This window comes from Poseidonibacter ostreae (assembly GCF_009208075.1).
GTDB lineage: Bacteria > Campylobacterota > Campylobacteria > Campylobacterales > Arcobacteraceae > Poseidonibacter > Poseidonibacter ostreae.
In genome coordinates this window covers 24,364-31,394 of record NZ_WFKJ01000037.1, presented here as the reverse complement: position 1 = coordinate 31,394, position 7,031 = coordinate 24,364, and the positions used below count along the sequence as shown (strand labels likewise).

5 protein-coding genes and 1 tRNA gene are annotated in these 7,031 nt (G+C 25.7%); 2 read left to right on the top strand and 4 right to left on the bottom strand.

Features of this window, described 5'->3' with window-relative positions; translation table 11 throughout:
• Nucleotides 1-538 (top strand): hypothetical protein (locus tag GBG18_RS11335; RefSeq protein ID WP_226896458.1); only part of this gene is annotated, 538 nt, incomplete at its 5' end.
• Nucleotides 539-763: 225 nt separating this feature from the next.
• Here GBG18_RS11335 and GBG18_RS11330 read toward each other — a convergent pair.
• The 3 genes from GBG18_RS11330 to GBG18_RS11320 form a co-directional block, all read right to left on the bottom strand.
• Nucleotides 764-848, bottom strand: a tRNA-Leu gene (locus tag GBG18_RS11330).
• A gap of 175 nt (nucleotides 849-1,023) precedes the next feature.
• Nucleotides 1,024-3,147, bottom strand: coding sequence for a methyl-accepting chemotaxis protein (locus GBG18_RS11325; RefSeq protein ID WP_152191171.1), 2,124 nt, complete (start codon nucleotides 3,145-3,147; stop codon nucleotides 1,024-1,026).
• A gap of 217 nt (nucleotides 3,148-3,364) precedes the next feature.
• A complete protein-coding gene (locus GBG18_RS11320) occupies nucleotides 3,365-3,679 on the bottom strand; it encodes a F0F1 ATP synthase subunit C (RefSeq protein ID WP_152191170.1) in 315 nt (104 codons plus the stop codon).
• Nucleotides 3,680-3,901: 222 nt separating this feature from the next.
• Between GBG18_RS11320 and GBG18_RS11315 the strand changes: the two genes are divergently transcribed.
• On the top strand, nucleotides 3,902-5,983 hold the full coding sequence (locus tag GBG18_RS11315) for a hypothetical protein (protein ID WP_152191168.1): 2,082 nt from the start codon (nucleotides 3,902-3,904) through the stop codon (nucleotides 5,981-5,983).
• 16 nt (nucleotides 5,984-5,999) lie between these two features.
• Here GBG18_RS11315 and GBG18_RS11310 read toward each other — a convergent pair whose 3' ends face one another.
• Nucleotides 6,000-6,692 (bottom strand): rhodanese-like domain-containing protein, encoded by a 693-nt coding sequence (locus GBG18_RS11310; protein ID WP_152191166.1) that lies wholly within the window; start codon nucleotides 6,690-6,692, stop codon nucleotides 6,000-6,002.
• Between the last annotated feature and the right edge of the window lie 339 nt (nucleotides 6,693-7,031).

Below are 7,031 nucleotides of genomic sequence, written 5' to 3'. Positions count from 1 at the left end.
TTATGCTTATTTAAAAGATGTATATAGTAACTGTGTTGTGTTGAGAGTAAAACACCTTGACATAATTTTAAATGCTTTAAATTTAGATCGTGCATCACTTGATAAAAAAGTTGAGAATGGTTTAGAGGACTTTGTACAAGTTTTAAAGAGTTACAGTTTCCCCTATAATAACTTGACAATTTTGAATACTAATGAAAAGGCAAATTTACATACAATGAAAAATGGTGTTGTAATTACCCCTGAAATAGATTGTAGAATTAACCAATTTATAAATGATGTAAGAAGAAAAAAAGTTGATGCATTCGTGGCTATAAAAAAATATGATGAAGAAATATATAAAGAGTTTCTGCTTAATCTTGAAGAGTCAATGATTGCTCAACCAATGCTAAGTGCATATTTTAATATAGTTTCTGGTGATGTTCTAGTTCCAAATAATACGGAGTTTATAAATATTTTGCAACAAAAGACAGAAATGTTTAGAGATGCTCCAAATAATCAAAGTAAATCAAATGGCAAAAAAAGATACAACATTTTTTAATCTACTCTTATGAATCAAAAATATTAAATTTTCTCAGTAAAAATAGTTTCTAGGTACCATAAATAGGGTATTTTTTAGGGTAAATTAAGTTTTAATTAAGAAATAGTGTTTTTTCTTAGTGTTACCGAGAAAAAAACGAGAAAAGTAAGTTACCAAATAGTTGTCATAATGGTAATAAAAAGTCAAAAGCTACTGCTGAAAATATTGTTGATTTTAAATCTTTTATGGTGCGGCTGGGGGGACTTGAACCCCCACAGCTTGCGCTATACGCCCCTCAAGCGTACGTGTATACCAATTTCACCACAGCCGCATTTATAAAAAATTCTCACAACCACTGAAACGTCTTGAATTGTTCCCTCAAGCCCGCGCGTCTACCGTTCCGCCACTTCGACAATTGAATTCGAATTTTACAACTTATATACATAAAAAATGCTTAATATTTATTTTTTGAAATTAATAATTAAGAGAAAATCTCTTAACTACTTTTAATTGTCTCTAAATTTCTTTTTATTTACAGTCTCTAATATTTTACGTGCTAACTTTGAACTATTTAGTGCAATATCATGAGTTTCTGTAGCTACTTCTGCATTCTTTTGTGATTGTTGATCTAGTTTAGTAACAACATCATTAATTTGCTCAATACTAGTTTTTTGCTCTTTAGAAGAGTCTGATATATCTACAATTACTTCAGTAGTTTTTTGAATATTTTGATTTAATTTGTTATATCCCCTAATCATACTATCAGCTATTTGTTTTCCATTATCAGTTTTTTGTGTTGCATTTTCAACTAAATTTTTTATTTCTTTAGCTGCTTCTGCAGATCTACTTGCTAAGTTTCTAACTTCTTGTGCAACAACAGCAAATCCCTTTCCTGCTTCACCAGCAGTTGCAGCTTCTACGGCTGCATTAAGTGAAAGAATATTTGTTTGAAATGCTATTTGATCAATTACTGTAATTGCATCTGCGATAGCTTGTGTCTGTTCATTAATTTCATCCATAGATATAACCGTAGAACTAGCAAGTTCTTGACCTTCTTTAATTGATAAGGATAATTCATTTGAATGCTTTGACATTTCGCTAATTTTATTAGTATTATTTATAATAGTGCTTGTTATTTCCTCAATTGCAGCAGCTGTTTCTTCTAGTGAAACAGCAGTAACATTTGAGGATTTATTTAAAATATCAACATTATGAAGTAAAGTTTGTGAACTGTCTTCTAATGCTAAACCATTTATTTTATTTTCTTGAAGCATTTGATTAATTATATTACACAGATCATTTAATCCTTTAGAAATATTACCATTAGCATTTTGAATATTATTCTTAAAGTTTAATTCTGAGTACTCTTGGAGTTGTGATAATATAGGATTTATATCACTATTTACATTATGACTAATTGTATTAATCATTTCATTTAATATATCTTTTAGTTCGTTTAATGATTTATTTGAAGCAGATTCTTTAACTTCTATATCAAGTTTCCCTTTATTTACTTGCGAAACTACTTCTTTAACATTATTAATTAAGTTTCTATCTAGATTAATACCATCAGACACTAAAATCATTTCTGAGTTAATAACTTTAGCCATGTTCCCAAATTCATCATTTGTGTAAATATCTATTTTTTTTATTTCTTCTTCATCACCTTTTAAATATCTAAAGAAGAAATTTAAACCATCTTCAACTATTGATAAAGGTGCTAGTAGTTTTGTTAAAGAGAAGTAAATTATTGTTAAAATGATAATTAAAAGTATAATGTAAAGAATTATTACTTTTATAATTTGGCTATTTATCTCTTCAAAAATTGAATCTTTATTTAATTTAATTACTAATTTCCAATTTGTAGTATCAATAGTACTATATGCCATTAACTCTTTTATACCATTATTATCTGCTTCACCAAAGGCATACTTTTCTTTTGTTTTAATTTGTGTATATAAGGAATCTTTTTTATTAAGTAGTTTTTGGTCTTTATGAATAATGATATTCTCTTTATCATTTATAAGATAAGCCATTCCCTTATCATTAACTTTGACATCTAAAATACTATTTACAACTGTAGTAATAAATATATCTGAGCCAATTACACCAATAACTTTATTATTGATTATCAAAGGTGTATAGACAGACACTACAATTTTTTTTGTACTTACATCAAGATATGGTTCGGATACACCTGATTTTCTTTTCGTTACAGCATCAATATACCATGGTCTTTTTCTCGAATCAAAATTATCTTTTTCAACATTTAAAATTGAATTATCTGATAAAAGTAATGCTCCATCTAATTCAAAGCCAAGATACACGTCTACAAAGTTTCCTGCTTTTTTACCTAATTTCAATGCTTGTAATATATCTGTATTTGTTATATTAATATTATCTTTTGGTAATACATCTGCAATTGCTTCAACTATATCTATTTTTGACTGTAAATAACTATTAATAAACTTTGAAGTACTTTTTGATAAATTAAGTTCTTCTTTTTCTATTAAATTATATTGCGAAGTATATTCATTTTTTGAATTATAAAAGCCTAATATAGCAAATGATATGAAAGTACTTAACAGTACTAGCACAAGTAGTTTTGTTTTTATACTTGTTATTTTCATTTTAAAACCTTTTTTATTTATTCTTATTTAATTATATCAGATTAATTTAAGAAATAAGTTATTAATTGAGTTTATAAAGTAAAGGTATTTAACATAGGTGTTTTAAAATTATTTATAAAATTATTTTTTGTTTTGTAAGAATAATAAAAAAGAGCAAAAAAAAAAGGCCAAGCTAAAAGCTTGACCTTTTATAAGTTATAAGTTGAAACTTATAAGCTTACCCTAAAAATGGGTTTGCATATAATGCAATCATAGCAATAACAAGTGCATAAATAACTTGTGCTTCGATCATCGCTAAAGCAATGAACATAGTAGTCATTAATTTTCCACCTAAACCTGGGTTTCTAGCAGTACCAGCAATAGTTGCAGCAGCAGTATTACCCATACCAATAGCTCCACCAAGAGCAGCAAGACCAAGACCAACACCAGCAGCAAGTACTGAGTAAGCTTTTAATGTTTCGTTTGCAACAGCACCGTCAGCAGCAAAAGCAGCTCCAGCAATAGCAAGCATTAATAAAACGATTTTTTTCATTGTAAATCCTTAAAAAATATTTTGATAAAAGTCTGTTCGGATAGCGTAACCTTATCTAAAAGATAAAGCAATACTCACATAAATGCAAATATTTCCCTACTAATTACTTTAATCGCAAAAATTATATATAAAATTAGATTATAAATAGATAAAACGACTATCAATCTATAGTTTATTTAAAAATTTGCTATAATTATTCTAATTATTAATTCAAGGATTATTATGAAAAAGTTTTTTATAAGTTTAACAATATTAATTATATTTATTATTGGTGCAGTTTACGGTGTTTTATTTACAAAATCAGGTAACAATTTTGTAGCTTCATATATTGAAAATAAAGTAAATGATGAGCAAAAAGATGTGCAGTTAAAAGTTAATGATTTTACATTAACATTCAATACTATAAATTTTAATGCAACAATAAGTGATAATTCAAATATAAATATTGTAGGAGATTTAGCAATATTTAAAAAGAAAGTAGATCTTAAATATGATATTAAAATAAATGAGTTAGGACAATTAGAAAACTTAATTAAACAAAAACTGAATGGTCCTTTTTCAACAAGTGGTACATTTAAAGGTGATGCAAACTTTTCTGTAATAAAAGGTATTTCTAGTATCGCACAAAGTGAAACATCATATGATTTAAAACTTGTTGATTTTGAAGCTAAAAATATTAATGTTCTTATGAAAAATGCAAGAATAGAAAAACTTCTTCATTTACTAAATCAAAAAGATTTAGCAAAAGGAAACTTAAGTTTAAAAGGTGATATCAAAGATGCAAATTTAAGTACTTTAGATGGAAAAGTAAGTGTGAATATATCTAAGGGTAAATTAAATAATCAAGTAATAAATAAGGACTTTAATCAAAATATCTCTTCTCCTATTTATTTTAAAAGTGATATTCATGCAAATCTAAGTCCTAATAAAGCTACTATAAAATCAGATTTAATTACATCAATTGTAGATCTTTTTGCAAATAAAACTGAAGTACTTTTAGATAGTGGGAAAATATTAAGTGATTATAAGTTAGATGTTAAAAACTTACAAAAACTAGAGGGAATTATTGGAACAAAATTATATGGTAATTTTATTACTAGTGGAAATGTTGTTATGAATAATGGAATAATTAAAGTAGATGGTAATTCAAATATCTTTGATAGTTTAACTAACTATTCTGTTAAATTAGCAGATTCAGCTCCTGAATATATTAAATTTAATATTGCAAATGCAAAAATTGATAAGCTATTACATATTTTAAATGAGCCTGTATATGCAGATGGTATTTTAAATATAGATGGAAATATTACAGATGCAAAAGCAGAAACTTTAGCAGGAGTTATAAAAACTCAAATATTAAATGGAAGAATAATTAACCCAGTTGCAAATACAGTATTTAAACAAAACTTGAAAAAGAAAATCACTTTTAAAGGAAATAGTACAACTACTTTAGTTCCAAATCAAGCTATTACAAATAGTAAAATAACAACTACCTTAGCAAACTTAGATATTAAAGATGCAGTATTTACTTTCAAGGATGCTGCTATTGATGCTAATTATTTACTTAATATTCCTAGTTTAGCAAATTTATATGATGTTACATCTACAAAAATGAGAGGTGCTGTTTCAATAAATGGAAATATGAAAAATAAAAACAAATCACTTCAATTAACTGGAAATTCAAAACTTCTTGGTGGTGTTTTAGATTTTAATCTAAAAAATGATGACTTACATGCTGATATTAAAAATGTTCAAATTAAAGAACTTACTAATATGCTTTATTATCCTGATGTTTTCGATTCTACTACAGCTTTAACACTAGATTATAATATGTTAATGAAAAAAGGAAAACTAAAAGGTACTTTATTAAAAGGTCATTTTTTACCTAATAACTTTTCTACTTTATTAAATCAGTTCGCAAAGTTTGATATTACTAGAGAAGTTTATGAAACAGTTGATATTAATACAAATATTAATAAGTTAGTTTTATCTTCAACGGTTAATATGAAAAGTAAAAATACACAAATTGATGTAACTAAATCAATTTTAGATTTAGAAAAAAGTACAATTGATGCTTTAATTAATACTAAAATAAAAAATACACAATTTGCTTTAAAAGTAAAAGGAACAACTACAAAACCTAAAATTTCTCTTGATTCAAAAGATTTAATATCAAACCAAGTAAATAAACAAATCGATAAAAATAAAGAGAAAATAAAAGAAAAACTAAATAAAGTTTTAAAAGGTAAGTTAGGTGAAGATGGAGCAGAGCAAATATTAAAAAACTTTAAATCACTTTTTTAAAATAAGGTTTTAAACCTTATTTTAATGACTTTGTAACACTAAGAGATAAACTTTCCCAGGAAGCCATTCCTCCTCTATACCAAATCATTTTACTTTCTGGATAACCAATAGAGCTTAGATATTTAATACTTTTAGATGATACAGGACACCAAGGGCCATTACAAAAAAATACTGCAGTTTTTGCATTTGTAAAATCAAAGCTTTTTTTATCCAATACTTTTATACCTAAGTTTTTATAAGCATCATTAAAATCCTCTTTAAAATCTTCATCATATTTTAAATCTTCAAAAGGAATATTTACAGCGCTTGGGATTGTTCTAAGGTCAAACCAAGATTTTTTTCTACTATCAACCAATATATATTTTGATGGATTTTTTGTTGTTTTTGTATATAAAAAGTTTAGTACTTCTATTTCTGAAAAAGTTTTTATATTCTCATTTATATATAATCCTTGAATTATACCTTTTGCTTTGATTAGTGTTTTTTTACACTCTTTTGGAATATTTTTACTTATGTTTTCATCATCAAAGTTTTCAGAAGAAACTGCTATATCCATACATTTCTTATTTATAACACGTTCAATTAAATAGTTTTCTTTCTCTGCGTTTGAGTATGTATGTTCAACTTTTACACCTGTAAATTGTAAGGCATAAGGTTTTACTGCATGTGAATATATAAATAGAGTAAATATAAATATAAATATTTTCATAAATATCCTTTTTTAATAAAGAGTATAAAGAATAAACACTTAAATTTATTTACTTTTTATTAGGTATAATTAGATATTATTGATTTAATAAAAGGATTTATTATCAAAATACTATTTTTACTTATTATTACAATAGGACTAAATGCTAATGATTATAAGTTTACAAAGTTAGAAGAAGAAAAAACTGAACTTATTAATAAATATGAAATAAGAGTTGAAATTGCACGACTTGACAGATTTTATAAGAGAGTCAAAGTATTAAATAAAACACTTCACTGTTTTAAAAATTCAAGAAGTAAAAGAGAAATCACTGCTTGTAAAATTGATGAAAATAAAAGA

Bases quoted from the DNA above. Each gene is read 5' to 3' on its own strand.
- GBG18_RS11325 (WP_152191171.1), bottom strand. From the start codon at position 3,147: ATGAAAATAACAAGTATAAAAACAAAACTACTTGTGCTAGTACTGTTA.
- GBG18_RS11320 (WP_152191170.1), bottom strand. From the start codon at position 3,679: ATGAAAAAAATCGTTTTATTAATGCTTGCTATTGCTGGAGCTGCTTTT.
- GBG18_RS11315 (WP_152191168.1), top strand. From the start codon at position 3,902: ATGAAAAAGTTTTTTATAAGTTTAACAATATTAATTATATTTATTATT.
- GBG18_RS11310 (WP_152191166.1), bottom strand. From the start codon at position 6,692: ATGAAAATATTTATATTTATATTTACTCTATTTATATATTCACATGCA.